At 41.4% G+C, this 26,032-nt stretch carries 21 protein-coding genes; 10 read left to right on the top strand and 11 right to left on the bottom strand.

From position 1 onward, the window contains the following. Positions 1–16: 16 nt before the first annotated feature. The 3 genes from G399_RS0109245 to G399_RS0109235 form a co-directional block, all read right to left on the bottom strand. Entirely contained in the window at positions 17–967 is a 951-nt protein-coding gene (locus G399_RS0109245) for a delta-class carbonic anhydrase (RefSeq protein ID WP_006015348.1), read from the bottom strand. Between the two features lie 176 nt (positions 968–1,143). Next, positions 1,144–1,821, bottom strand: coding sequence for an OmpW family outer membrane protein (locus G399_RS0109240; protein WP_006015349.1), 678 nt, complete (start codon positions 1,819–1,821; stop codon positions 1,144–1,146). A gap of 186 nt (positions 1,822–2,007) precedes the next feature. After that, entirely contained in the window at positions 2,008–3,285 is a 1,278-nt protein-coding gene (locus G399_RS0109235) for a Xaa-Pro dipeptidase (RefSeq protein WP_006015350.1), read from the bottom strand. A 547-nt stretch (positions 3,286–3,832) separates the two neighbouring features. Here G399_RS0109235 and acuI point away from each other — a divergent pair. Both acuI and G399_RS0109225 read left to right on the top strand, forming a co-directional pair. Continuing rightward, the gene (gene acuI, locus G399_RS0109230; RefSeq protein WP_006015351.1) at positions 3,833–4,819 is read left to right on the top strand and encodes an acrylyl-CoA reductase (NADPH); all 987 of its coding nucleotides are present in this window, start codon (positions 3,833–3,835) and stop codon (positions 4,817–4,819) included. Between the two features lie 69 nt (positions 4,820–4,888). Next, entirely contained in the window at positions 4,889–5,515 is a 627-nt protein-coding gene (locus tag G399_RS0109225) for a DNA-J related domain-containing protein (RefSeq protein ID WP_006015352.1), read from the top strand. Between the two features lie 77 nt (positions 5,516–5,592). Here the strand turns inward: G399_RS0109225 and G399_RS0109220 are convergent, their stop codons facing one another. Then, the gene (locus tag G399_RS0109220; protein WP_006015354.1) at positions 5,593–6,453 is read right to left on the bottom strand and encodes a PA4780 family RIO1-like protein kinase; all 861 of its coding nucleotides are present in this window, start codon (positions 6,451–6,453) and stop codon (positions 5,593–5,595) included. A 94-nt stretch (positions 6,454–6,547) separates the two neighbouring features. Next, a complete protein-coding gene (katG, locus tag G399_RS0109215) occupies positions 6,548–8,758 on the bottom strand; it encodes a catalase/peroxidase HPI (protein ID WP_006015356.1) in 2,211 nt (736 codons plus the stop codon). Between the two features lie 153 nt (positions 8,759–8,911). Between katG and G399_RS20460 the strand changes: the two genes are divergently transcribed. After that, positions 8,912–9,331, top strand: a complete 420-nt coding sequence (locus G399_RS20460; protein ID WP_006015357.1) for an oxidoreductase family protein — start codon at positions 8,912–8,914, stop codon at positions 9,329–9,331. On the opposite strand, the gene G399_RS0109205 is transcribed toward G399_RS20460, so the two are convergent. The 3 genes from G399_RS0109205 to G399_RS0109195 all read right to left on the bottom strand — a co-directional run bounded on the left by G399_RS0109205 (position 9,328) and on the right by G399_RS0109195 (position 12,516). Then, positions 9,328–10,455, bottom strand: coding sequence for an aminotransferase class V-fold PLP-dependent enzyme (locus G399_RS0109205; protein ID WP_006015358.1), 1,128 nt, complete (start codon positions 10,453–10,455; stop codon positions 9,328–9,330). The genes G399_RS20460 and G399_RS0109205 overlap by 4 nt on opposite strands. A gap of 97 nt (positions 10,456–10,552) precedes the next feature. Further along, complete coding sequence (locus tag G399_RS0109200) at positions 10,553–11,383, bottom strand: LytR/AlgR family response regulator transcription factor (RefSeq protein ID WP_006015359.1); 831 nt, start codon at positions 11,381–11,383, stop codon at positions 10,553–10,555. Then, positions 11,380–12,516, bottom strand: coding sequence for a sensor histidine kinase (locus tag G399_RS0109195; protein ID WP_006015360.1), 1,137 nt, complete (start codon positions 12,514–12,516; stop codon positions 11,380–11,382). Before G399_RS0109195 ends, G399_RS0109200 begins: the two co-directional genes overlap by 4 nt. A 229-nt stretch (positions 12,517–12,745) precedes the next feature. On the opposite strand from G399_RS0109195, the gene G399_RS0109190 reads away from it, so the two are divergent. The 3 genes from G399_RS0109190 (at position 12,746) to G399_RS0109180 (ending at position 16,201) form a co-directional block, all read left to right on the top strand. After that, positions 12,746–14,119, top strand: coding sequence for a glycoside hydrolase family 2 TIM barrel-domain containing protein (locus G399_RS0109190; RefSeq protein WP_006015361.1), 1,374 nt, complete (start codon positions 12,746–12,748; stop codon positions 14,117–14,119). Positions 14,120–14,385: 266 nt separating this feature from the next. Then, the gene (locus tag G399_RS0109185) at positions 14,386–15,267 is read left to right on the top strand and encodes a glycoside hydrolase family 17 protein (protein ID WP_006015362.1); all 882 of its coding nucleotides are present in this window, start codon (positions 14,386–14,388) and stop codon (positions 15,265–15,267) included. After that, the gene (locus G399_RS0109180; RefSeq protein WP_006015363.1) at positions 15,257–16,201 is read left to right on the top strand and encodes a glycosyl hydrolase family 17 protein; all 945 of its coding nucleotides are present in this window, start codon (positions 15,257–15,259) and stop codon (positions 16,199–16,201) included. Before G399_RS0109185 ends, G399_RS0109180 begins: the two co-directional genes overlap by 11 nt. Positions 16,202–16,254: 53 nt before the next feature. On the opposite strand, the gene G399_RS0109175 is transcribed toward G399_RS0109180, so the two are convergent. Further along, positions 16,255–17,211, bottom strand: a complete 957-nt coding sequence (locus G399_RS0109175) for a glycoside hydrolase family 17 protein (protein ID WP_006015365.1) — start codon at positions 17,209–17,211, stop codon at positions 16,255–16,257. A 340-nt stretch (positions 17,212–17,551) separates the two neighbouring features. Between G399_RS0109175 and G399_RS0109170 the strand changes: the two genes are divergently transcribed. The 4 genes from G399_RS0109170 (at position 17,552) to G399_RS0109155 (ending at position 23,872) form a co-directional block, all read left to right on the top strand. Continuing rightward, the gene (locus G399_RS0109170) at positions 17,552–19,000 is read left to right on the top strand and encodes an MFS transporter (RefSeq protein WP_006015367.1); all 1,449 of its coding nucleotides are present in this window, start codon (positions 17,552–17,554) and stop codon (positions 18,998–19,000) included. 242 nt (positions 19,001–19,242) lie between these two features. Then, on the top strand, positions 19,243–19,782 hold the full coding sequence (locus tag G399_RS0109165) for a glycoside hydrolase family 16 protein (RefSeq protein ID WP_006015368.1): 540 nt from the start codon (positions 19,243–19,245) through the stop codon (positions 19,780–19,782). Between the two features lie 36 nt (positions 19,783–19,818). Continuing rightward, entirely contained in the window at positions 19,819–23,301 is a 3,483-nt protein-coding gene (locus G399_RS0109160; RefSeq protein WP_006015369.1) for a hypothetical protein, read from the top strand. A gap of 322 nt (positions 23,302–23,623) precedes the next feature. Then, positions 23,624–23,872, top strand: coding sequence for a DUF3297 family protein (locus tag G399_RS0109155; RefSeq protein WP_026843607.1), 249 nt, complete (start codon positions 23,624–23,626; stop codon positions 23,870–23,872). Positions 23,873–23,940: 68 nt separating this feature from the next. Here G399_RS0109155 and G399_RS22515 read toward each other — a convergent pair whose 3' ends face one another. Together G399_RS22515 and G399_RS0109145 are read right to left on the bottom strand one after the other, a co-directional pair. Then, entirely contained in the window at positions 23,941–24,192 is a 252-nt protein-coding gene (locus tag G399_RS22515; protein WP_006015371.1) for a hypothetical protein, read from the bottom strand. A 168-nt stretch (positions 24,193–24,360) separates the two neighbouring features. After that, complete coding sequence (locus G399_RS0109145; RefSeq protein ID WP_006015372.1) at positions 24,361–25,797, bottom strand: MFS transporter; 1,437 nt, start codon at positions 25,795–25,797, stop codon at positions 24,361–24,363. Positions 25,798–26,032: the final 235 nt, after the last annotated feature.

Here is a 26,032-nt window from a genome sequence, read left to right as displayed (position 1 = left end):
AGTTCGCACCTATATTTTAGTTAGTAATAGGTGATAGTAGCTTAGGGTTTTGCACTAAATTACGCACACCATGCGCATGGTCCTCTTTGAACACGTTGTCATCACACCACTCGCTAACACTGTTGATATCTACAACAGCCACTTGTGGTCTGACACTCCAACTTACTTTCAATGGTGATGCTTTCTCATTGAACGCTGGACCCGTGGTTGAACCTAAATACTGAATTGGTGTGCCCATATTAGTCGGCACGTTTGGCGCTTGGTAATAACCGTCTACTTGAGTCACTTCTGCTAATTCACTGAAGTCCATTGCGTTTGTATCGTTAGCAAGCACAATCACTTGACCTTCAACTCGTAAACCTGGATTCATTGTACTTTCAGCCAAACAAGCGCCTAGTGTTGGACCTGGTGCAACTTGTGCAGAAGAATATACAAAATGTACTTCCAAGGTATCTCCAGATTGTAAAGCGTCGCCTTTAGCTGCACACACTTGGTTGCTGACTGGTTTCATTTGTGCGGCCGACAATTTACCGTTATATACATAACCTGTGTTGGTACCTTTGCCGTCACCGTTGCCAGCATGAGTAGTAAAATCCCCGCCTTTATGCTCGGCATTTTTGTGAAAATGAATGTTGCATAGGTTAAGATCACTGCGCTCGGGAGCCGTTCCAAAACTGCGTAAATTAGTCCCCGCATTTTGGCCGATATCACGTGGTGACTGTGGACCAAAACCTTGACCATCTGTATTTTTTTCAAGGGCCGCACGTTGTTCAGAAACAACATTGTCTGCTACGGATTTGGCACTGACTGTACCAGCACATAAAACCAGTGTTGAAAGTGCAATCGCAATTACGCTTGTGTGAGCAGAGCTTCTTTTATTAGTAGCGTTGTTATTAGTAGCGTTGTTATTAGTAGCGTTGTTATTAGTAGCGTTCTTATTAGTAGCGTTCTTATTAAAAGCTTTCATTTTTATTCCTCTATGTAAAGCTGTGAACAGTGAATGTAACAATTGATTGTGCACCTTAAGTGTAAATCATGCTTACTTCGTGTTCATTGTCTTTAAGGTTGTGTTACCGTCATCGACATCCATCACGGCAACATTATTTAGCGATTATTTTAGTGTATATTTGCTAATCTACTGAATTAAAACCGATAGCCAACAGCAACGGTGTAAACCCATGGATCGATTTCGATAGATTCAATGCTGCCTTGTGCACCGTTAAGATTAAAACTTGCTTCGGTGTCAATATCTATCCAGCGAATTGAGGCGTTAACCAACCATTTTTCATCTACCATATAGTCTGCACCTAATTGCGCAGCCAAGCCAAATGAGTTATCCAATGATAAGTCTTGCAGGCCAATGGCGTCATTTTGAGAGGTAAATTGTTCGTCAAAAAATAGGGTGTAGTTTAAACCAACGCCTGCATATGGCTTAAATGCAGTGTTACCAGCATTGAAATAATAGTTAACGCTTACCGTGGGTGGTAAATGTGTCACTTCAGCAAGCTGATTACCGGTACCTAACGGATTAGCTACACCAAAGTTTACATCATGCTTAAATGGCGTTGCGGCTAGCACTTCAATATTAATATTGTCGGTAATGAAGTAGGCGAAATTCAATCCTAGTTGAGTGTTGTTGTCGACACCAACATTAACACCAAGATCACTTCCTACTATGATATTGGATGAAGATTCATTAGGGCTAACTGTTGCTAAACCTCCTCTAACAAGTATGTCGCCTTTTTCAAAAGCAAAAGCAAAAGCGGTCTGGGACGCAACTAATGTAGCGAGCGCCAAAGTAACAACACCTGTTTTTTTCATAATGCACCTGTAATAGTTAAAGTTTGAAATGCATATTATATTGTAAGTATCTAAAAAAGACTTTGCGGGAATATTAAAATTAGATTAAAAATGGTAACGCGTCTTTTTATCGTATGACTTGTTGCGAGATACTGTGGGGGAGAGTTAGGAGGCCTTCTTTTAAATGAAAGCTCCTATACAGGGCGGTTATTTTTTATAAACAAGGCCATCTTTCATAACAAACTGAACGTTTTCTAAGACTGCAATATTCTCCAATGGATTTCCTTTCACCGCAATGATGTCGGCTAAATATCCTGCTTTGATTTGCCCAAGATCAGCGTCTTGTTTTAGAAGCTTTGCACTATTAATGGTTGCTGCTTGTATTGCTTGCAAAGGTGTCATACCAAAGCGAACCATGCGCGAAAATTGCTTACCGTTATCGCCATGAGGATAAATGGCGGCATCAGAACCAAAAACCATTTTAACGCCTGCTTTAACCGCTTTTGTGAAGCTATCACGCTGCGCTTTTGATACTAGTTTTTCCTTGTTAATGTTTTCTTCTGGAACACCATTGGCCTCGCCAAAAGCAAGAGTATATTCGGTATTATAGATATCGCACGAGAAGTAAGTGCCCATTTTAATCGCTAGTTCAATTGCTTCATCATCCAGAAAACTGCAATGTTCTATTGAGTCGATGCCAGCACGAATAGCGGCCTTAATGCCGTTGGTGCCATGTGCGTGCGCAGCCGCTATCAATCCACGCATGTGCGCTTCTTCTACCGCAGCTCTAATTTCTTCTTCCGTTAGTTGTTGAATGCCAACTTTCGTGCCTTTTGAAAATACGCCACCGGTTGCACAAACCTTAATAGTATTCGCTCCGTATTTGATGTTTTCACGCACTTTAGCTCTTATCGCCCAAGGCCCGTCGGCAACGCCCGTGGACTTACTTTGTGCTTCAGGAGGTGAGAAGTTATCGTCGCAATGGCCTCCCGTGACGCCAACTGAATAACCCGCTGCCCATATTCTTGGTCCAGGGACTTCACCCGCATTAATGCCATCTCTAACTGCAATAACCGAATAACCTTTGGCGCCTAAATTTCTGACCGTAGTAAAACCAGCCATGAGCGTTATTTCTGCATTTTTAACTGCTTTGACCGTTACTCGCGGTACTGAATTTCCTTTAGCGGCTAAAAAATTGTCAGCAGCATCGCTGGTTAAATGAACATGCATGTCCATTAGACCGGGTACTAATGTCATTCCTTTTAGGTCAATTACAGCTGCATCAGCTGAATTGATACTGCCTTGCTGACCCACGCGAATAATCTTATTGTTCTCAACTAGCACTGATACATTTTCGACTATTTCACCATTTGAAACGTCGAGTAATGCATCAGCATTAATTAATGTTTGCTGGGCAAATGCTCGGTTGCTGAGTATGCTTAAAAAAGTAAAAGCCATAAACCAGTAAAAACGTCTTATTTTCATTTGAATTCCTGATTAAACGAGTTGATGTTTGTTTGCATGCTTAATGCACGCTTGGTTTTTAGTATAACTATATCGATAGAGCTTACCAAAAATCAATAATTAAACAAACGCTAACTATCACGGTCATTGCATCGACTATTGTCGTTGAGTTAACAATCGACAATAAAGTCTCAGACTTTAGGGCTAGAAAAGTCGCTGAATAGTCTAAATAAAATCATTTGTTCCATCTGGTTTTGCCGAGCTAACATGAAATCTGATTTCTGCAACCTGAGTATCTAAGTTATGTAAACTCTCTAAGACAATAGTAGTAAATGGTAAACAACAAAAACGTCACAATTAAGCTGGAGTCGGCGCACTTGGCAACGTTGCTAGATAAGTTTGATTTCCAGCGTTTTTACTAAACACTAAAAGAACCACTCTGCTGGTTGCGATAATCATATTTAAGCCCTATTCTTTTTTAATACTGGAATATTGGCGTCATTACTACTTATTGCCAATAAGCCACCAACGGTTAATTAACTCCTCAATATTAAGGTGAATAACGATTATGTTTAAAGGTATTTTAATAGATAAAATTGATGATAACTACACGGTTGTATTACAAGATATTGATGAATCGATATTGCCTGAGGGCGACGTAGATATTGATGTGATGTACAGCACCTTAAATTATAAAGATGGCTTGGCTATTACTGGGAAAAGTCCTGTTGTACGCCGTTTCCCTATGGTACCAGGCATCGACTTGGTAGGTACTGTGACCAAATCCAGTAGCGAAAAGTTTAGTGCCGGCGATGAGGTTCTACTTAATGGCTTTGGTGTGGGTGAGGTGCATTGTGGTGGCTTAGCTCAAAAAGCCCGTCTGAAAAGTGATTGGCTGATTAACCTACCCAGTGGCATCACGCCAGAAAACGCAATGGCAATTGGGACAGCGGGTTATACTGCTATGCTTTGCGTTATTGCGCTAGAAAATAATGGTGTAACGCCAGAGTCTGGTGAAATATTAGTAACAGGTGCAAATGGCGGGGTAGGTAGCTTTGCTATTACCATATTGTCAAAATTGGGTTATAAGGTTGTTGCGTCTACAGGCAGAATGAATGAAAGCGACTACTTGACCAAGCTTGGGGCAGTTGAAGTGATTGATCGTAATACCTTGTCTGAACCAGGTAAACCGATGACCAGAGAACGCTGGGCTGGCGCTGTAGATTCAGTTGGCAGTCATACCCTTGCAAATATATGTGCAAGCACTAAATATGGCGGTACGGTTGCTGCTTGTGGTCTTGCTCAAGGAATGGACTTTCCAGCTAGTGTTGCTCCTTTCATATTGCGTGGCATTACTCTGAAGGGAATTGACAGCGTTATGCGCCCTATTGCTGATAGAGTTGAAGCTTGGGAGCGATTGGCGACTATTTTGACGCAAGACGACTTCACCGATATTTCTACTGTGATAGGACTTGATCAAGTTATCCAAACAGCTGGTCAACTTCTTGAAGGAAAAGTAAGAGGGCGCGTCGTTGTCGATGTAGCAAAGGGCTAATAGGGTGAGAATATCGGTACTGCTGAACTTGAATAATCTGAATGATGACACTGGTCATTAGAGTAAACAATGTCTGATAAACATGATGAACTGCAGTTTCTATTGCAAGAAATTTTGAACACATTTCAATCGCAATTTACTGCGGGTATTAGTGAGTTCGAATTAATCACCTTGTTGAAACAGCCGCCGTATTCGCTATTTGATGAGGATGCGTTGCGCGATCCGCTGACCTTGTTTCAAACCCACTTTGTGCTATTTCACTCACTCTACCATTTGCGAAATGAGTGGCGAGAGCAAAAAGTGGGTGAGTTAGATATTAGGGCAACGCAAATAAAGCTGGCTCCTATTTTGTCATTCGATGCGGGTTTGCAGGCCTCAGACCCGCTGGCTGATTATTACCTTGATTGGACAAACTTAAGTGCTACCGATCAGGCTGGCGTTAATGATTTACTCAATAGTTTTTGGCAGAAAATGGCAGGCGTTGATGGTAACCACTATTTTTCACAAGAAGCCGTAAACGAAGCAATATTGACCCTGCAAATCACGTCGATTGAATGTCTATCTTTAGCGCAACTCAAACAGCAATACCGCAAGTTACAACATGCAAAACACCCCGACAAAGGTGGCAGCGTAGAAGACTCGCAACAGGTGTTACAAGCCTACACCACGCTGTATAAATATATGTCGAACAGGTAACTAGGGTTAATTGATGAGCCGCTGCTAAGAAGGCCTACATAAACGCTCTCATTCAGGCGCTTTTTTGCTCAAGTCGATTACTCATCATCTGAATTAGCATCGTTCATGCGTTCAACCCTAGCTTGTTCCTCTTCAAATGCGGCTTTGATTTCTTCGAGTACGGTGTCGACATCAGCTTCGCTTTCGTCAAATTCAAAATAACCCGTTAATTCGGTTTCAGGACTTAGTTCACCTGTTTGAAATAATGCCCACATTTCTTCGGCATAATGGGTTTGTTTCAGTTCCGGAGCAAATTCAGCATAGTAGTCGGTCATGTTACGAACATCTCGTTGTAACATACTAAATGCGTTGTTATTTGCAGCAGCATTGACCGCTTGCGGGAGGTCGATAATAACTGGGCCATAGCTATCAACAAGCACGTTGAATTCAGATAAATCGCCATGCACAATGCCGGCACATAACATCAATAAAACGTAATGCATAACTTGTGCGTGGTCTTCTAAGGCTTGTTCAGCGGACATTGACACATCATTCAGTCGTGGGGCGACGTTTCCTTCATCGTCAGTCACTAATTCCATTAACAAAACGCCGTCATAACAGCCAAAAGGCTGGGGCACCCGAACACCTGCCTTTGATAAAGTGAACAGAGCATCGACCTCAGCATTCTGCCAAGCATCTTCTTGTTGTTTGCGCCCGAAACTTGAACCCTTCTCCATGGCTCTTGCACGGCGGCTATTTTTAACTTTTCTGCCTTCTTGATACTGCGCCGCTTTTTTAAAACTGCGTTTCATGGCTTCTTTATATACTTTGGCGCAACGAACTTCGCCCTGACTGGTAACAGCGAACACAGTGGCTTCCTTGCCACTCATGAGCTGATAAAGTACATCATCAATAAGGCCATCTTCAACGAGAGGCTGTAAACGTTTTGGAATTTTCATCCCGCGGTTATACAGCACTCGTGAGTATTTTTAAATGTATTCTCAAAATATTCTTTTGATAATTTTTTCAAAACACTCATTCTATTGTTGTTGATTAGCTCAGATCAAAGCGATCTGCATCCATTACCTTGACCCACGCATTGGTAAAGTCGGTTACAAACTTCTGGTTAGCGTCGTCGCAGGCATAGACTTCCGCGATTGCTCTGAGTTGCGAATTCGAACCAAAAACGAGATCAGCACGTGTTGCTGTCCATTTATTTTTGCCCGTTTTAGCCTCCTTACCAATAAAGTTAGTTGCACTCTCATTAGTTGGCTTCCATTGCGTATCCATGTCGAGTAAATTAACAAAAAATGCGTTATTCAATTGCCCTGGAAATGGCGTCAAGACGCCTTCATCTGTATTTGCATAATTTGCACCAAGCACTCTCATTCCGGCAACTAGCACGGTCATTTCTGGCGCAGTTAAGGTGAGCAGTTGTGCTTTATCCAGCAAAAGTTCTTCTGTTGACACCGTGAACTGTGTTTTGCTGTAATTTCTAAAACCGTCAACTACTGGTTCCAATACTGAGAATGAGTCAATGTCGGTGTCATCTTGTGTGGCATCTACTCGGCCAGCATTAAATGGAACTGTAATATTGAAACCAGCGGCTTTAGCTGCTTTTTCTATACCGACTGAACCACCAAGCACAATCAGATCTGCAATAGAAACCTTTGTGTTTTCTTGATGCTCTTTGTTAAAGCTTGCCTGAATGGTTTCATAAACAGCCAACACTCTCGCTAATTGCTCTGGTTGGTTCACTTCCCATGTATTTTGTGGCGCAAGACGAATACGTGCACCGTTGGCGCCGCCTCTTTTGTCTGAACCTCTAAATGTAGATGCACTTGACCAAGCGGTATAAACTAATTCTGGCACACTTAGTTCAGAGGTGGCTATTTTCTGCTTTATTTGCTTAATATCCTTTTCATTGAGCATATGCGTATTAGCTTGAGGTAATGGATCTTGCCATATCAAGTCTTCTTGTGGCACGTCTTCACCCAAGTAGCGTGACTTTGGACCCATATCGCGATGCGTTAGTTTAAACCAAGCTCGGGCAAAAGCATCGGCAAATTCTTCTGGGTTTTCTTTGAAATGCAGTGATATTTTTCGATATTCAGGGTCCATTTTCATCGCCATATCAGCCGTTGTCATCATGATACCAACCGGTATTGAAGCGTCTTCTGCGTCAGGCGCATGATCTTCTTTAGCCAAACTCACTGCTTGCCATTGTTTTGCTCCAGCTGGGCTTTTTGTTAATTCCCATTCATAGTCGAATAGGACACTAAAATAGCTCATATCCCACGTGGTTGGTGTTGGTGTCCATGCGCCTTCAACGCCGCTGGTGATTGTGTCGCGACCTTTGCCCGACTTGTAATCACTGATCCAACCTAGCCCCAGTTGCTCTATTGGTGCAGCTTCGGGTTCAGGTCCTTTGTGTGATTCAGGTGCAGCGCCATGCGCTTTACCAAACGTGTGTCCACCGGCCGTTAACGCAACCGTTTCATAATCGTTCATGGCCATTCTTGCAAATGTTTCCCGAATATCTCGAGCTGAGCCAAGTGGGTCAGGGTTACCATTAGGCCCTTCGGGGTTAACATAAATTAATCCCATTTGCACCGCGGCTAATGGCTTTTCTAGTTCGCGATCGCCAGTATAGCGATCATTTGCTAGCCATTTGTCTTCTGTTCCCCAGTAAATATCTTCTTCTGGTTCCCAGATATCTGCACGTCCGCCGCCAAAGCCAAAAGTAGGTAAGCCCATCGACTCAATTGCAACGTTGCCTGTTAAGATGAAGAGATCTGCCCACGACAGTTTTTGACCGTATTTTTGCTTAATTGGCCACAATAGGCGACGCGCTTTATCTAAGTTACCATTGTCGGGCCAGCTGTTAATCGGGGCAAAACGTTGATTGCCTGATGCTGCACCACCGCGGCCATCGCCTTCTCGGTAAGTACCTGCGGCGTGCCAAGCCATTCTAATCATGAAAGGGCCATAGTGACCATAATCTGCAGGCCACCAATCTTGAGAGTCAGTTAATAGCGCTGCAATATCTGCTTTAAGCACGTTTATGTCTAAGCTGTTAAACGCTTCCTTATAATCAAAATCAGCGCCCATGGGGTCTACTTTGTTGTTATTTTGATGCAGAATTTTAAGGTTAAGTTGATTAGGCCACCAATCAACACTCTTAGTGCTGTCCCCACCTACTTGTGTATTAGCGCCGTGCATAAATGGACATTTCGCGCCTGTATCTACGTTATTGTTTTGCATAAACACCTCTAGTTGTATAAACCACTGTTGCATTTGTATGAAATGAATTTAAAGCAAAGCATTGTTGTTAGATAATGAATTTTTCCGTTCTATCCAATCGATTATTTTAAATTGATTATATTAAATTGATTATATTAAATTGATCGTGTCGAATTGATTGCATTGATTTTGAGTCGTTTGAATTTGAATCTATTCTTTGTGCATGGCGATGCTAAGCTTGCAAATTTTTGTTTTTGTGCGAATGGTAATAACTTGGCAGCGGTTGATTTTCAATATGTTGGGCGCGGAGCCGGTATCAAAGATCTGATGTATTTTCTAGGCAGTTGCTTGAATGAATCTGAATTGGCGTTACACGCTGATAACTTATTTGATGAATACTTCAGCATATTGAAGATGGCTATTGAGCACTATCATGTTGAGGTCGATTTTACTGCGCTTGAAACCGAATGGCGTGATTTGCTTCCTTTCGCATGGGCCGACTTTGAGCGTTTTTTAATTGGCTGGGCAACAACGCATTACAAGTTAAATGCGTTCACCAAAAAGCAGACTATTATCGCCTTGGCTAATTGTTAAACAAAGCACTCTGCGATTTTTTCGACATCATCTAGGCTATTCGAAATGTGCAGGGATAGCCGAAAGATATTACCGCGTCGATCATATCTCACTCCAGCTTGATTCAATTTTATTGCCGCTGTGTCCATGTCATCGCAACCAATACACAAACTCCCACCTTGTTGATAAAGCTCTTCTTCGCTTGGTTTAATTGTTACCTTGCTGGGTAAGCATTGTAATAAGTAACGTTTCAACTCAAGATTATGCAGAGCAACTTGGGCAACACCGATGTCTAAGATCATATTAATAGAAGCACAGGCTGTAACATAAGATGCGACACTTGGCGTTCCGCCCCAAAAGCGTCTAGCGTTGTTAGCTGGTGCATAGTGAGTTATATCAAATTCGAAGGGGTTCTGGTGCGAAAACCAACCAACGGGGTCCGGGTTCAATTTAGCAATTTGAACCGCCTTAATAAACATAAAACCAGCGCCGGGTCCGCCACATAACCATTTCACACAAGACCCAAATATTGCGTCTGCACCCCATTCGTTGGCATCAACAGGAACAATTCCTACTGATTGTGCAATATCAACCAAGGCGCAAGTATCATGTTTCTTTGCCAGTTCGACCAAGCGTACAATATCAGATTTCATAGAGGTGTTTGAATGCACATGCGTGAATAAACAGGCCAACACATGTCCTTTTGCAAGCTCAGTTGTCCACGCATCACGATCATTTGGGCTGCCTTGAACTAATATCAATTCTAGCCCATACGATTTAGCTAAGCCGGTCACCACAAAACCCATAGAGGCAAAAGCATCTTGGTGCATTAAAATACGCCACTTACCTTGATTTTCTGACAGCTTAGCAATAGCGGTTAAATACGCTGAAAAGCCCGAGGCTAAATTAGGTTGCGGGCAAATTTCATTAGCTGTCGCATTAATAAGGCTAGCAATTGCAATACAAAAAGAGTCAATACTTTGCAGCCATTTAGGCCATGCATCTCCGCCCAACTGCTCCCAAGGTGCAAGGTAATGTTCCTGCAATGCAATTTTCGATACTTTAGGCAACGGTCCTACGGAATGAGCAAGCGCATAGATGCCTGCGGGCAGATTAAATCGTGATTTGTGCTGCTTAGTTTGCAAAACGGGTCCTTTTTGTATTTTTTACTAGATTTAAACTTTACCGCTTTTGCTATCACCAAATTAATTGCTGTGTGTGACAACTGGTTATCGATAAAATCTAGTTTGCAAGAAAAGTTTTCACTACCTCTTTGTAGTTTCTGCTGACCTTTATCTTGTCATGTTCGCCTATCATTAAGAAAAACTCTCCTTTTGTATGCGGAATGACTTTGTCTATGAAATCTAAATTAACGATAGTTGAACGGTGAACTCTTTTAAATAGGGTCTCATCTAGTTCTATTAACATTTCTTTCAAGGTACAACGTTTGACATGAGTTTCGCCCAGCGCATGCACACACACATAGTCACCTGCAGCATCAATCCATTGAATATCTTTTTGTTTTAACAAATGTATTTCGTCGCGGTCTTTAATCACAATCTTACGATTTTTAATGTCGGTATGTTGTGTATCTTGATGACTTGAATCATTTGCCATCCAAGTAATGGTTTTTTCTTGTTTTTGTTCTATTTGAGCAATGGCACCAATAACTTCAGTTTTATTTTCAATTCTATCGCCTGGTCTTATTGAAAGGCGTTCTTGTGCTCTAGCGACGGCTCGCTGAATACGCTCATCGTCAATCGGTTTAAGCACATAATCAACGGCATAAGCGTCAAATGCTTCCAATGCATATTGTTCGTAGGCGGTTGCAAAAACAACCAGTGGCATCGTATCGTTTTGCAGTTGCTTAACGACGTCTAAGCCAGATAAGCCAGGCATTTGAATATCCAAGAATAATAAGTCGGGTGTAAGTTCTATAACAGCAGCGATAGCTTCTCTGCCGTTAGAGCATTGCGCAACTATCTCGATATTCGGCAACTTATTCAATTTTGCAGCCAATAGTTTTAACGCGAGCGGTTCGTCGTCAACAATAATTGTTTTTAATATCGTCATTTTTCATCCGATAATTCGAAAGGCATATTAATGCAAGTAGAGCGTCCACCCTCTGCACGGCGCATGGTATTTATTTGATAGTCGTTATCGTAGAGTACCGATAAACGTTGATCGGTATTTGCTAAACCGACCCCGGTCTCATTTTTTAAGTCTAGCGGTTTACGTTGCACATTACCCGCACCGGTGTCGCTAATTTCGATGATAAGTCTACCTTGATTAATGCCCGCTCGCAGTTCAATTATTCCACCTTTTTCATTTTTTGAGATTGCGTGCTTCATCGAGTTCTCAATAATGGGTTGCAATAGCAAACTTGGAACCAGTGCTTTTTGAGCATGCTCATCGACATGAAAATTAAGTTGTAAGCGGTCTGCAAAGCGGGTTTTTTCAATTTCTAAATAAAGATTGAGCGCCGCTATTTCATCTTTTAAGGTGATTTTAGTGTCGGGGTCATTATCTAAGGAATGACGTAAAAATTGACTCAGCTGAACTGTCATTGCCTGCGCTTTTTCAGATTCTTCAATTTCAATCAGCGAATTAATGGCGTTTAAGGTGTTACACAGAAAATGGGGATTAAGCTGATAGCGTAACATTTTTAGCTTTGCATCACGCGCAACGCTCTGCGCTTCAATGCGTTTAATATGTTCTTTTCGAGTAGCGGCTTCAGCACCGAGCATAATTTCATGTTCTGACTGCAACAACTCATAATAGCGAATACCATGAAATAATCCGGTCCAACATAAGAAAATAAATATACTAGCAAAAAACCACCCCCCAAACTCTCCCCATACTTGATCGGCAGGGGTCAACCAAGCGAGGGCTTGCATTCTAAAAATAGTCCAAATAAACGCGAAGATAAATACCATAAACATGACAACACTCAGCCTGTATATGACGGACTTGTCCCATATTCGATCGAAAATTCTGTAGAGTATTACGGAGAAGAATAAACCCAGAATCGCTTGCAAGATGGTGTGCACAACATTTGCTAATGTAACTTGGCTGTACCACAACGTTAGGGTCAGAAAACTTACCGTGCTGAGAAACAGCCAAAAGCTGGCTTGCCAAAACCAAAAGCGGTGAGTAGCGTCTTGTTTTATTGCCAATTTTACAGATTGATTAATTGCATTGATCATCGAACAGTTTGTTTACCTAATATTAACATCAGTTGAGTTTACACATCCCTGTTGCTCATATCTATGGCGTTCATCCATTCTACCTGTCAAAAGGTCCAGTTTGCCGCATTTTGTTTGAGACTGATGGGTATAACAACGCAAACTAGTATTAACAAAATAATAACACTTGTATTTGTAAGTGAATAGCAAAACTACTATTTCAAGTAACAACATAATTTGGTGAGTAAACATGAAGCCTAGTAAGATTCTATCTTGCGCATTTGTGACCAGTATACTGAGTGCTGTAAATATTTATGGCGTAGCCTATGCTACAGACACACTAAACTCCGGCTTTTCGTCAGTTATTAAGACAACAAGTACTAAAACGGCAATTCAGAAGCAAACGCCTATTAAAGTCGAGATTATTGAAGAAAATGGAAAATATAAGTTATTAAGAGGGGGGAAACCGTATCAAGTTCGAGGAGCCGGTATTTCGTCAACTGATCTAGATAGTCTCGTGAAATTCGGTGGTAATTCAATGCGCAATTGGGCCGTTGATAACCATGCTGAACCTGCACAGCAATTATTAGATCGTGCTTACGCAATGGGAATTACCGTTTCATTGTGCCTAGAGTTCGCGAGAGAGCGCCATGGCTTTGACTACAATGATGAAGAGGCAGTAGCCAAACAACTTGCTGAAAACAGAGTAAGAGTTAAAAAGTATAAAAACCACCCCGCGTTATTAACCTGGATTATTGGCAATGAAGTGAACTTTAATTTCACTAATCCAAAAGTATTTGATGCCGTGAATGACACCGCAAAAATGATCAAAGAACTCGATCCTAACCATCCAACTACAACAGCATTGGCAGGCTTTGATAAAAAAGCACTAGTGGCGATAGCCGAGCGAGCGCCGGATTTAGATTTTATAAGCTTTCAGATGTACGCTGATCTTCTCAATCTACCCCAATATATAAAAGAATTTGGTTTTGATAAGCCCTATTTCGTAACGGAATGGGGATCGGTTGGACATTGGGAAGTGCACACCACTGAGTGGGGCGCGCCAGTGGAGAATACCAGTACGGAAAAAGCCAGTAATTATTCAAAAAGCTATTCGCAAGTGCTCGAACCATATGGCGACCAGGCGATAGGCAACTATGTATTTTTATGGGGCCAAAAACAGGAAAAAACGTCTACTTGGTACGGTATGTTTTTAGACAGTGGCGAAAAAACAGAAGCGGTAGATGTTATGCATCACATATGGCGTGGAACTTGGCCTGAAAATCGAGCCCCTAGCATTAGTCCAATCATCTTGGATGAAAAAGGTGCGTTTGATGACGTTTTTTTATATTCAGGTCAAGAATATCAAGCTGCAGTTGAGGTGGTTGATTCAGAAGGTGATGATATACGTTATGTTTGGAAAGTCCGCGCGGAATCAAGCTCTGACAACGTCGGTGGAGACCCTGAGTATTTGCCGACAGTAGTAGATGGTGTGATTAAAAATCAAGATGCAGTTATTCAACTAATTGCCCCTGAAAAGTCAGGTGCTTATCGTTTATTTGTGTATGCGTTTGATGGTAATAATAATGCAGCTCATGCGAACATTCCGTTTTACGTGAAGTAGTTCAATATGCGCTTAAATAGCTCCCAGCGAGGCCGTTTTGTTTTTCATTCATTGAAGTCGCAAAATAGGGTTGTTAACAAACGAAGGTTTCTTAGCAGTGTTTTGTTGTAATGAATTGATTAAACGAGTCTCGAGCAATCGCCCGCTAAGTATTAACAGTGGGCGATTTTTTATTCTTTAAATTTGAACATGAGTTGGTATCAAAATTAAACACAATTAAGGCACTAGAAGCGCTTTAGTTTTTAAACTTTTAAATAGAGATGACTATGTCTGGAAAATATTATCGTAATCTGCGTCTAACTGCAGTCCAATTATCTGTTTCTGAATTGCAAACAGAAGCTAAAAGACTATTGGACAACAAGATCCATGGATTATCATTTAGTCCATATGTTTCAGGTCAAGCGCCTGGCATTCAAATTACAGAACAACAAATACATGAGCGTTTGCAGTTAATTTCGCCCTACGTAAAATGGATACGCACATTTTCATGTACTCAAGGTAATGAATTAATCCCCAAAATTGCGGCTGAATATGGACTAAAAACCATGGTCGGCGTTTGGTTAGATGATGATGTTGAGAACAATGAAAAAGAACTTCAAAATGCAATCGATATTGCTCAAGCCGGTCATGCAGATATGCTGGCAGTCGGCAATGAAGTCATGCTGCGAGAAGAAATGACCGAACAACAATTAGTCGCCTATATTAATCGAGCAAAACAAGGTGCACCAGATATTCCAGTTGGATATGTTGACGCCTATTTTCTATTTGAAAATCATCCCTCAGTTGCCGATGCATGTGATGTAATATTTGCCAACTGCTATCCTTTTTGGGAAGGTTACCCTGCTGAACATGCCTTGTCATACATGAAAAATATGTATACCCGCGCTGTAAAAGTAGCCAACGGCAAACCTGTTATTGTGAGTGAAACTGGTTGGCCGGATCTAGGTACACCTGACAGAGCGGCTGTTCCTTCTTATGAAAACGCAATTCGCTATTTTGTAGATGCTTATCATTGGGCGCAAGAAGAAGGGATTGATATGTTCTATTTCTCTTCTTTCGATGAAGACTGGAAGGTAGCAGATGAGGGCGATGTTGGCGCTTATTGGGGCATATTAGACAAGGACGGAAGGCATAAATATGCTAAATAAATCGGGGCAATTAACTTCTCTTGAACAACTTAGTGGCCGCAAACATGGACAAGCCATCTGTTATTCAGGTTATAGAGAAGGGCAAAACCCAAGATTAGGCATTTACCCTAGTTATGAGCAAATTAAACAAGACTTATTACTGTTGAAAGATTGGTCTTACCTACGACTTTATGATTGTAGTCAACATGCAGAAACGGTTCTGTCGGTAATTACCAACGAAAACCTGAACTTTGCATTGATGTTGGGAGTCGACATTGCTGCCGAAGTTAGTAATCCAAATTGTCCTTGGGGTGCACATTTTAGCGAACAGCAGTTAGCCTTGAATCGTCAAGCAAATAGTGATGATATTGAGCGGCTAATCGATTTAACTAGCCGCTATCCTCAGCACGTATTCTCAGTATCAATAGGTAATGAAGCAAGCGTTGATTGGACTGATCATATGGTGCCAGTTGAGCGCCTAGTAGAATTTGCACAACGTATTAAAAGTAAAATCGACGTACCTATTACTTTTTGCGAAAACTACGTACCGTGGACTAACAAACTCGCCCCATTGGTCGCTGAGCTTGATTTTATATCTATTCATACCTACCCAGTATGGGAGTTCCAAAGTATCGACAATGCACTAGAGTATACCAAACAGAATTACTATTCTGTGCAGCAATGTAACCCGGGTGTTCCTATTGTGATCACAGAGGCTGGCTGGACCACACAATCTAATGGTTGCGGCATAGAAACCTGGAATGCATCTGATACCTTACAAGCTGAGTACTACCAACAACTGTTGAGGTGGACTAATAGCGAAAAGATATTAACGTTTGTATTTGAGGCTTTTGATGAACCTTGGAAGGGCTCAGATGACCCACAAGAGCCAGAAAAACACTGGGGCCTGTTTTACGTTGACCGAAGCCCTAAATTGGTGATGCAAGACGCTTAATTAAGCGGTGATGAACGCAGTATCAAACGCTGCCCATCACCGTCAACGAGTTCCTATTTAGATGCGGTTTCAACCACTAACTTAGGCGTTCTGTCTGAGTTAAATACCCCCCAGTTTTTTTCCGCTATAGCGTCTGGTTTATCTTCACCGCCTTTCCATTTTTCGTCAAACGCTTGAAAGTAGAAAGACACAATACGATTGTCTTTTAGCCATTGTCGATAAGCATTGAAGAATGTTTTCTGTGCTTCTTCATTGGCCTCTCCAATGATGAGACCCTCATCGCCATTACTTCTGACAGAACTAGTAGCCCAGCCGGACTCGCCAAGAACAATTTGTTTATTTGGATGCAGTGCAGCAATATCATGATATGTTTTTTCGGTCCAAGGCACCGCATTTTCTAATGCTTGTGAATTCCACATCGCGTAAGCATGCAAAACGATATAATCAAGTGCTTGTGCTATTTCTTGACTCCAAGGTTTATTCCAAAAGTTATAGTCATCTGCAAGTGTTACCGGCACATCTACAGCCGCTTTCACCTTTTTAACCCAGTTTAAATATTGTGGAATATCGCTCAGTTCCAGTTTGTGCGCAGACCAGTCAACAAAAATTTCATTACCTAAGTTAACGCTAACAACAATATCCTTGTATTCATTTGCGAGTCGAATAACTTCAGAAATTTGCTGTTCATTTTCAGTATCGCTTTGGGTTGAAGACAACCAAGCGCCTTGCATTACCTGTACAGGCAAGTTGTGTTTCTTTATGGTCTTCAGCACTTGCTCACTAGCTGGGTCTGCGGCATACATGCGGATAAGGTTCCAAGATATGCCGTGATTAGTGGTTAAAATAGTCATGTCTTCAAGAATATCTTGTTCAGACGATACACTTTTTTTATCCGGGCTTTCGTTATCACGATAAGAACCGTAAGCAATACCTAATCCAATCCACTGCTTATTTAGCATGGGTTCAAAGACTGGTTTTGTGTATAAAGATTTGCTGTGTTGCTCTGTCATGTTGTTCGCCTGTAAGTTAAAACTAACTAGTACTATGATGAAGGTAATAGCAGATAATAATTTCATATAAATTGACATCAAACGTAAAAATCAATAGATCAGTACAGCAGTTGTTGCTTACTATTGGCAAGTTATTTGAGTTTAAAAGGACTTTATTGGGGTTGTTGAGGGTCTTTTTCTTGTGCTTCTATCAGTTATTTATACTTTTATGTTTTCCAAAATACCGATAATTCTTATTATTTTATCCCACCCAACACGTTTAAAGTTCAAGCTACCGAATTATCGTCATTTTATTTAGAAAATGCCTTCTAAATAACATATATTTACAAACTATTTACAAATGCATTTGAATAAAAATATGTCGCATTACGATACTGCCGCTAAAGATCGAATCCCATTGGGCGAAAAAGCCGCTTATGGAACGGGAACACTTGTACTTAACTTGCTACCTGCAGCCTTAGGAATATTTGCGTTCTTTTTGATAACAGCATTTGGTGTAGACCCAATATTAGCAGGTTTATTAGGCGGTTTACCCCGTTTATTTGATGCTATAACTGACCCTATCATGGGTTTCATTACAGATAATACAAAATCCAGATGGGGTAGACGTCGGCCCTACATAGTCGTGGGTGCAATTTTAAGTGGCACTTGCTTTGCTTTGTTGTGGCAGCTTGATCCTGCTAACTCTCAAAACTACACATTTTGGTATATTCTGTTATTTTCGATGGCTTTCACCATCGGTAACACCATGTTTGCAACCCCCTTTGTTGGTTTAGGCTATGAAATGACCTCTGACTATAAGGAGCGAACTCGTCTAATGGCAACCTCGCAGTTTATGGGGCAAATTGCATGGATGATTGTGCCCTGGTTTTGGGTGATGATTGCCGACCCCGATTTATTTGATAGTCAGGCACAAGGAGTTAGGCATCTTGCAATATATGTTTCAGGTGCTTGTATCGTCTTAGGGATTGTACCCGGACTATTTTGTAAGGGGATCGATAGCTCTCATATTGACAATAGGGCGGAAATTTCATTCAGAACGCTTTCAAGTAATGTTATGGGAATATTCAGAAGTATTGGCCAAGCATTCAAAAATGCTGCTTTTGTAAGACTCTGCGGTGCCACCTTCTTTGTATTCAATGGTTTTCAGTTAGTTGCCTCCTTTAGTTATTTTATTATTGTATTTCATATGTTCGATGGCGACTACGGTGCCACCGGTTCTTGGCCTGCGTGGTTTTCTACTGTTAGTGCTTTTGTCACCGCCTTTCTTGTTATTCCTATCGTCAGTTGGATGGCAAACAAATGGGGTAAGCGTAAAGCTTTTATTATATCTACCGTGCTATCAATTTTTGGTTACGCATTAAAATGGTATGGATTTAATCCTGAAAACCCATGGTTAATGTTCATGCCTATACCTTTGATGTCCTTCGGCATAGGCGGTTTATTCACATTAATGTTGAGCATGACTGCTGATGTTTGTGATCTTGACGAATTAAATAATGGCATGCCTCGCAAAGAAGGCACTTTTGCGGCTATTTACTGGCTGATGGTCAAACTCGGTCAGGCATTGGCATTAATATTAAGTGGTGTTGTATTAAAGCTTGTTGGGTTTGACGCTGGTGTCGCAACTCAAAGTGTGGAAACAATGACTAATTTGCGGATTGCCGATATTATTATTCCTGCAAGTACCGCTGCACTGGCTATTCTAATGATGTGGAATTACGACATTACCGAAGAGAAAGCACATCAAATCAAAGAGAAGTTGATTGAACGTCGCGGTGACATTTAATATTTCCCAGCCAATGACCCGGGCTTCAGTGAATCTCCTGTTATTACTTAATTTAGGGTGCCATGAAGGGAGCACTTATTGCTTCTTTAAAACAGAACTGGCTTATTAGCGATTCACCTTGTCTTAGTAATAGTCCGTTCTATCTTGTTTAGATTGTAATAACGGGGCAAATGATTAACTTCGCGCGATTGTTCATTATGTTATGTCTTGAATAATCGGTAAATTGACTAAATTGGATCCATATGAATAACGCTAACGGCAAAAATTCCACACTTTCAGTTGCTGCATGCAAACCCGAGTCAAACGATCTTAAACTCCTTGAGCAGGGACCAATAGTAGACTTTCATCCATATGCGCAACCAGTTGTTGTTGCACTTAATTTTGGTGGCCCTGAATATAAGGCCAGCGATGGTGTTTTATACTCAGCCGATAGCCTCAATATAGACTCTGCAGTTGGGCCTTCAGCACAGATAAAGGGCAGTGGTTATTCCTTGTACGGTAAAGTAGAAGTAAGTGCTCGCATACCGCGCGGTCAAGGTACATGGTCGGCGATATGGATGCTGCCCTCAAATCCTTACAAGTACGCAACGTCATGCGCATCTGATGAGGATTGGCAAGGTAGCAGAACCTGCGATGCTTGGCCATTTGACCACCCTTACAATGTAATTTTAAATCTTGCCATAGGCAGAAGTTGGGGTCGCACTGGCGGCCCAATCGACGCCTCTATATTCCCATTAAGAATGGAAGTAGACTATGTGCGAATCTATCAATCGGCAGAATAAAAACAAAAACAGCCTAATTAACAAGAGAGTTTGAATATGGACAACAAGTCACTTAATGCTGACGCTAAGCCGAATGACACCGTTAGCGGTGCTTATATACAAATGGATGGCGACACCTATTACAAAATTAGTCATGTTGACCAGATGGCCCCATTTTTTATCAGTGTCGTTTCTGATCAAGACCATTGGTTATTTGCCGGTTCTACCGGTGGCCTAACTATGGGCAGAGTGTCCCCCGATAAAGCTGTTTTTCCTTACGTTACAGTGGATAAGTTATACGAGAGTACGCCGCATACGGGTCCAAAAACTATTATTAAAGTCATCCAATCTGAGCATAAAAGTGTGTATTGGGAACCCTATAATCGTGAGCATGATGATAGATATCACGTAACCCGAAATTTGTATAAAAATCTCTTAGGCAATGTGCTTTGTTTCGAAGAAATAAATCATGATTTACAACTGGCATTTCGCTACTCCTGGCAGTTTTCCAGTGAGTTTGGTATCAGTAGACAATGCAAACTAGAAAATCTAGCTGCGCAACCTTGTTCGCTTGAGTTAATCGATGGCTTACAAAATATACTGCCCGCTGGCACGCCTTCATTTACTCAGTCACAGTCGAGTAATCTGGTTGACGCTTATAAATGGACCGAAGTAGACCAGGAAACTGGATTGGCGTTATACACGCTTTATTCAGCAATTACTGACCGCGCTGAGCCAGTAGAAGCGCTGCGTGCAAATACGGTTTTTCGCTTAGGTTTGCCGGGTTCAACGGTGCATTTAACTTCTTCAAGTTTAGATTTATTTAAAGCCGGCCAAGTGCTGCATAGCTCAGATTATAGTCGTGGTGTGCGCAGTTGTTACTTAGTGCATAGTCATATCACGTTAGGCGCGCATAGCGATCAAAAATGGTCAATCAATGTTGATGTTGAAAAAGACCAAACGGATGTCGTGGCACTGAAACATGCGTTATTGAATAAATCGGATGTCAATGAAAAAATGCAGCAATCATTTTTAAGCGGTAGTGACAAATTAGCGCGCATTATGGCGTCATCAGATGGATTCCAAGTAACCGCAGAAGAAGACGTTTCTTTGCACCACTATGCAAACACGCTGTTCAATGTTTTGCGTGGCGGTATTTTTGCTAATCAATATCTGGTTTCGCGTGCCGATTTACTCAAGACTCTACAGCATTTTAATCATGATATTTATGCAAGGCAAAAGGCTGCATTGAGCAATCTGCCAGAAAATGTAAGCTTGGATGAGCTAATGTCATCTGTTGAAGCCTTACAAGATGTGCAGTTGAGTCGATTGGTCTACGAATATTTACCGATTACTTTTGGTCGTCGTCATGGCGACCCTAGTCGCCCTTGGAATCAGTTTGCGATCGAATTGAAAGACGACCGAGGTCAACCCCTCCTATCTTATCAAGGTAATTGGCGCGATATCTTCCAAAATTGGGAAGCGTTAACGTTAAGTTATCCTTCATTTATTGAGTCGGTTATCGCAAAATTTGTCAACGCGTCGACACTAGATGGTTACAATCCATATCGCATCACTAAACAAGGTATTGATTGGGAAATTGAAGAGCCAGATGACCCATGGAGTTACATTGGTTACTGGGGCGACCATCAAATTATTTATTTGCTGAAATTGTTAGAATCTTCTAATAATTTCCACCCTGGAAAATTGGCGTCTTTACTCGAGCAATCAGTTTACAGTTATGCCAATGTGCCGTATCGCATTAAACCCTTGCACAACATTATTGATTCGCCCAAAGACACGGTTTTATTTGATAATGAACTTGCTGAAGACATCGAACGAAATATCGAACGCTTAGGGTCTGATGGCAAATTAGTGCTAGATGCTCAGGGTCAAGTTTATCAAGTGTCCCTAGTAGAGAAGCTATTTATACCGCTGCTATCAAAATTGAGCAATCTAGTTATTGATGGTGGAATTTGGCTAAATACCCAGCGCCCAGAGTGGAATGATGCTAACAATGCCTTGGTTGGACAAGGTTTGTCGATGGTCACGTTGTGTTATCTGAATCGTTATTTGACGTTTGTAACACAATTACTCGTCTCAATTGAAGACACCAATAAACAATTTGCTATGACGACAGAAGTCGCCGAGTGGTTAACCGGTACCACGCATATTCTGCAAAGTGTAAGTGAGCAGATAAATCAAGGGCCAGTATCATCAAGTTTACAATTTTCTACTTTACAAAAGTTAGGTACATTAGCCAGTGAATATCGCGCAAAAATGTATCGGCATTCAGGTAATTATACTCAGGAAGTTGTTAGTATAAATCAACTCAAGGCCTTGCTTTCTAGTGCCAAACCACTAATAACTCGCAGTATTGAAGCGAATTATAGCGAGTCAGGTTTATACCATGCTTACAATGTGCTTAGCATTAACCAAAAATCCCTGAACGTGAGTCATTTGTACGACATGCTAGAAGGGCAAGTGGCAGCGCTAAGTTCAGGAGCATTAAGCTCTCACAGAGCGGTTGATGTTATGGACACATTGTACGCAAGCGACATGTACAGAGCAGACCAAAAAACCTTTATGCTATACCCTGATAGAAAACAGCAAGGTTTTATCAGTAAAAACTGTGTTCCTAAGCATGCTGTAATGAATCACCCACTGTTAGCGAAAATGCTCGCACAGGATGATAATCGCTTGATTAAACTCGATATCTTGGACAACTATCGCTTTAATAGTGAATTGACAAACGCCAATGCCATCAAACACATTTGGCCTCTAATAGCACAAGAATATCCAGATTTAGCAAGCGACAATGCGTTAGATTCAATGTTAGATATCTATGAATCTGTCTTTAATCACAGTGCCTTTACCGGTCGCTCTGGCGGCATGTTTGGGTTTGAAGGACTAGGATGTATTTACTGGCACATGGTATCTAAGCTATTACTGGCGGTGCAAGAAGTGGCAATACGAAGTGTTCATGAGGAAGGTAAGTCAGCTACATCGCAAGCATTAATCGCCCACTATTATAATGTTCGTTTGGGTATCGGATTTAACAAAACACCGCAAGAGTATGGCGCTTTCCCAGCAGACCCTTATTCACACACACCAAAACATGCTGGTGCTCAACAACCCGGCATGACGGGTCAAGTCAAAGAAGAACTATTGACTAGAATGGGCGAACTAGGCTGTTTTGTGACAAAAGGTAGGGTTAGCTTTGACCCTTTCTTGCTAAGAGCGCAAGAGTTCACCACGCAAGCAACAACGTTCCGTTATCTAGATATCAATGAGGCATGGAAGACAATCAACCTCGACAGTAACAGTTTGGCTTTTACATGGTGTCAAGTGCCAGTTATCTACTCAGTAAGCAATAATGATGATGCACAAATGACTATTTATTCTGAACATGGAAAAAAGCATATAGTAATGGCAAATGAACTGGATCAACAGTTCAGTCAAATGCTCTTTGCTCGTTCAGGAGGGATTGTGCGAATTGATGTATCGATTGGCAGAAACAGGCTTTATAGTGCGAGCTAGTTGGCAGGTATGTAAAATATTGCCAAGTATTATATCATTTCTGTGGATGCAGCCTTGCATCCACATTTTTTCTAATTATTGGTCTTACTCCATATCGAGTGCTTGAAGCACGTCCGACTGATTAGAAGTCATCTACCAACGCGACTTGTATAAAAAAACACAATACAAGGATTGTAACGTTAATATACTGTTAATCTTTAGCGCTTGTTTAGCTAAATTTAGAGATGTGGGACAAGCCATTCACATTTATTAATGTCGCTCTTGAGCATAAGGCCTGTATTGTCTACAATATCGTACGATTTATTCACCGTAGACTAAGACCATGAACGACACTACATCTAAACCAGCTTTACCGGATCGCCTTTGCGTAAATCCGCACAGCCCACATCACGTGGCAGAAATTTTTGAGCACGAAATTGGGATTATGTTCAATGGCAAAGAGCGGGCTGATGTTGAGGAATATTGCATCAGTGAAGGCTGGGTGAAAGTCCCGTCGCACAAAGCGTTGGACCGTCGCGGACAACCGCTTACGATGACGGTAAAAGGCAAGGTTGAAGCGTTCTATCGTTAAAACCAATTAATAACCAGTGTCTTAAGTTCTGATGCCACTGTAAATAGTAACAAAATGGTATAAAGGACTTATTTACTAAACACTTTACCGCCGATCATTTTAAATGCCGGAGTGCCTCTTATTAAGGTTTCTCTGGCAAAAATCATATTACAATTTGGGTAAGTGCAGGGCAATAAAGTGAAGTCTTTAGTGATGCGTTGTTTAAAGCATTTAAGCAATAGTCCTTTGCCGCCTTTGCGGTATTTAAATAACGGTGCCTTGCATTTATTGCAGTAAATATCTATGCAGGACTCGGGCGCTTTTTTATTAGGCTTGGCCATTTTTTTTAGCCTGTTTTGGTGTTCTTCATTTTAACAGCATAGCTGACAGGGTGATTACTTAATACGATGTTGATATGTTTACTATATCAATGCATTCTGTAGTTCGCAAACGAGCAATCAAACTGGCTAATGTGATGTGATTTTCACCTCAGCCAGCAGATATCTTGGTTACTTGCTATCAGTCGTGACAGGCAATCTGCGAGCGTCCAAGGCGTCTCTTACTTCCCCTGCTTTTTGTTCAGTAATTGGATACCAATACACCATTAATATTGCAATGGCAGAGCACAAAGCGGGAATGAAGGCATCAAAGATGCGCATTAGGTAAATTGTTTCTGCAGATTGAGCGCCACCCAATGCAACGTCAAAGCCAGTTGCATTCAACAAGAAACCACCCGCAGCAAGTGCTGCAGCCATTCCAAGCTTCACAACCCACCAGTATATAGAGCCAAACATGCCTTCACGTCTTTCATACGTATTGAGTTCATCCATGTCACACACATCTGCAATCATAGAGCCCATTAGGGTGAATAAACCACCCAGACCAAAAGCAATGAAAGGGACAGGTAATAGCATTAGTAGCGGATAATCAGGGGTGTAGCAGAACCATTTCAATACATAACCCACCACTGATATACCAATGGCAAAAAAGAAGCCTTTGCGCTTGTCAAAGTGGGTAGAAAACTTGGTTACAATAAAAATGACGCAAAAAGTAGATATAGCAGCCAAAGTACCAGACCAACCGGCATATTCTGCTCCCATTGAAGTATCACCGTCAAATATATAGTAGATAATGACGTAGGACTGGAATGATGCAACCATCATAAAACCGTTAAATACTAAAAAGGTAGCAGCACACAAAAATAGAAAAGGCCTAAATTTGACCGTTGTCGCGAAGCCTTTGAGGAATCCTTTTACACCGGGTGTAATAAATTGTTCGCCCGGGATAGGCCCCGCTTGTACATGTTTTATGGGTTCTTTTAGAAAGATAGCGGGTAACACGCCAACGCATATTGTGAAAGCGCCAATGATGACGGCTAACCAAGCAGCACCTGCCATCATGTCTTCAAATAAGAGGTCATTTTGCATAAACCATAAAAACCATGGCGCAATTAAATAGGCAATTTGGCCCATAAAATTCTGTGTTGCCATGAGTCTTGTGCGCTCATGGTAGTCAGGTGTTAGTTCATAACCTAAGGCCACCCAAGGCGTTGCAAACATAGTGTAGGCCAAATAAAAAATAAATGAGCCAACGAGAAAAAACCAAAAATAGTATTCTTCGCTTTTGCCTTCAGGGAGTTGCCATAAAAGCGCAAAAATAATACCAGCCGCAATGGCACCGCAAAAAATATACGGTCGACGGCGACCCCATTTACTTTTGGTATGGTCAGATATATAGCCCATTAATGGATCGGTTATGGCGTCGGTTAAACGCGGCAGTGCACTGACTAAGCCAACTAAAGCGGGGTTCATTCCAAGACCTAAATTTAGGACAATAACCATGCCACCAATAGCAGCAGATAATAGATTATTGATGAGGGCACCAAGGCCATAAATGATTTTTTGAAGGAAGGGGATTTTTTCGTTTGATGCAACTTCTGCGCTCATTAATGGGCTCATGTTAAATAATTGTAAAACTAATTCTCTAAACTAATGTTGCTAGGTTAATTTAACAAACAATATGCGATAGCTAGGCCTTGTGCTGCGTTAAATAGGACACTATCAAGTATCGTTATAATAAAAGCACATTGAAAGCATAATAAAAGCACATTGAAAGTCTAAAGAAGACAATAAGCGTATACCCTGATTTTCATTCTTACTTAACATTCTGACACTCAGTGTC

Origin of the sequence: Brumicola pallidula DSM 14239 = ACAM 615, from assembly GCF_000428905.1 — a bacterium.
Classification (GTDB): domain Bacteria; phylum Pseudomonadota; class Gammaproteobacteria; order Enterobacterales; family Alteromonadaceae; genus Glaciecola; species Glaciecola pallidula.
Note: the sequence above shows the minus strand (reverse complement) of the source record. Positions and strands in the feature narration are given on the sequence as shown.

Coding starts and splice junctions, on each gene's coding strand:
- G399_RS0109245 (WP_006015348.1), bottom strand. CDS start 967: ATGAAAGCTTTTAATAAGAACGCTACTAATAAGAACGCTACTAATAAC.
- G399_RS0109240 (WP_006015349.1), bottom strand. CDS start 1,821: ATGAAAAAAACAGGTGTTGTTACTTTGGCGCTCGCTACATTAGTTGCG.
- G399_RS0109235 (WP_006015350.1), bottom strand. CDS start 3,285: ATGAAAATAAGACGTTTTTACTGGTTTATGGCTTTTACTTTTTTAAGC.
- acuI (WP_006015351.1), top strand. CDS start 3,833: ATGTTTAAAGGTATTTTAATAGATAAAATTGATGATAACTACACGGTT.
- G399_RS0109225 (WP_006015352.1), top strand. CDS start 4,889: ATGTCTGATAAACATGATGAACTGCAGTTTCTATTGCAAGAAATTTTG.
- G399_RS0109220 (WP_006015354.1), bottom strand. CDS start 6,453: ATGAAAATTCCAAAACGTTTACAGCCTCTCGTTGAAGATGGCCTTATT.
- katG (WP_006015356.1), bottom strand. CDS start 8,758: ATGCAAAACAATAACGTAGATACAGGCGCGAAATGTCCATTTATGCAC.
- G399_RS0109200 (WP_006015359.1), bottom strand. CDS start 11,383: ATGACGATATTAAAAACAATTATTGTTGACGACGAACCGCTCGCGTTA.
- G399_RS0109195 (WP_006015360.1), bottom strand. CDS start 12,516: ATGATCAATGCAATTAATCAATCTGTAAAATTGGCAATAAAACAAGAC.
- G399_RS0109190 (WP_006015361.1), top strand. CDS start 12,746: ATGAAGCCTAGTAAGATTCTATCTTGCGCATTTGTGACCAGTATACTG.
- G399_RS0109185 (WP_006015362.1), top strand. CDS start 14,386: ATGTCTGGAAAATATTATCGTAATCTGCGTCTAACTGCAGTCCAATTA.
- G399_RS0109180 (WP_006015363.1), top strand. CDS start 15,257: ATGCTAAATAAATCGGGGCAATTAACTTCTCTTGAACAACTTAGTGGC.
- G399_RS0109175 (WP_006015365.1), bottom strand. CDS start 17,211: ATGACAGAGCAACACAGCAAATCTTTATACACAAAACCAGTCTTTGAA.
- G399_RS0109170 (WP_006015367.1), top strand. CDS start 17,552: ATGCATTTGAATAAAAATATGTCGCATTACGATACTGCCGCTAAAGAT.
- G399_RS0109165 (WP_006015368.1), top strand. CDS start 19,243: ATGAATAACGCTAACGGCAAAAATTCCACACTTTCAGTTGCTGCATGC.
- G399_RS0109160 (WP_006015369.1), top strand. CDS start 19,819: ATGGACAACAAGTCACTTAATGCTGACGCTAAGCCGAATGACACCGTT.
- G399_RS0109155 (WP_026843607.1), top strand. CDS start 23,624: ATGAACGACACTACATCTAAACCAGCTTTACCGGATCGCCTTTGCGTA.
- G399_RS22515 (WP_006015371.1), bottom strand. CDS start 24,192: ATGGCCAAGCCTAATAAAAAAGCGCCCGAGTCCTGCATAGATATTTAC.
- G399_RS0109145 (WP_006015372.1), bottom strand. CDS start 25,797: ATGAGCGCAGAAGTTGCATCAAACGAAAAAATCCCCTTCCTTCAAAAA.